Below are 937 nucleotides of genomic sequence, written 5' to 3' on the forward strand. Positions count from 1 at the left end.
TGTCCTGGGACCGAAGTTCATTCAAGAACGCTCAGGGGCGTGGATGTCGAGCGTCGTCTGCGCGAAGCGCCTGATGTTTTCGATGATCTCGTCGGCAGTCTTCGTCCACACGAAGGGCTTAGGGGCCTCGTTGTGCGCGTCGAGGTACTCGCTGATCGCCTTCTCCAGCTCGCGCACGCTGCAATGAACGCCACGCCGTAGCGCCCGTTCGGTGAGCAGCGCGAACCACCTTTCCACCAGGTTGAGCCATGATCCGTGGGTCGGCGTGAAGTGCACGTGGAACCTCGGATGCCGAACGAGCCATCGTTGGATGAGCGGCGTCTTGTGCGTCGCGTAGTTGTCGAGGATGAGGTGCAACTCGAGCTCCTTCGGCACGGCGTCGTCGATCGCTTGCAGAAACTTCCGGAATTCGACGGCCCGGTGCCGCTGATACATCCGACCGATGACCTTGCCCGTTTCGTAGTCGAGCGCAGCGAACAGCGTCGTGGTCCCATGCCGCACGTAGTCGTGTGTGCGTCGCTCGACTTGTCCGGGCCGCATCGGCAAGAGCGGCTGCGAGCGGTTGAGCGCCTGGATCTGCGACTTCTCATCCACGCAGAGAACGACCGCATTGTCCGGCGGATGCATGTACAGGCCGACGACGTCGCGGACCTTCTCGACGAGGTGCGGGTCCTTCGAGAGCGTGAAGGTCTCGCTGCGATGGGGCTTCAAACCGAAGGCGCGCCAGATGCGGCCGACGCTGCGATAGCTGATGCCCGCGACCTTCGCCATCTGCCGCGTGCTCCAATGCGTGCAGCCTTGCGGCGTGGTTTCCAATGTTTGGGTGACGATCTCCTCGACCTTCGCGTCGCTGATCTTGCGCGGCGCTCCTGAACGAGGCTCGTCGAGCAGTCCGTCGAGCCTCTTACTGACGAACCGCGCCCTCCACTTGCACACG

1 protein-coding gene is annotated in these 937 nt (G+C 62.9%); it reads right to left on the reverse strand.

Annotated features, from left to right (window positions below; all coding sequences use genetic code 11):
* Window positions 1-21: 21 nt before the first annotated feature.
* The coding region (locus QHF89_RS49875) for an IS630 family transposase (protein WP_136973427.1) at window positions 22-937 on the reverse strand (916 nt) is incomplete at its 5' end.

It is taken from the genome of Polyangium sorediatum (assembly GCF_029946465.1).
GTDB lineage: Bacteria > Myxococcota_A > Polyangia > Polyangiales > Polyangiaceae > Polyangium > Polyangium fumosum.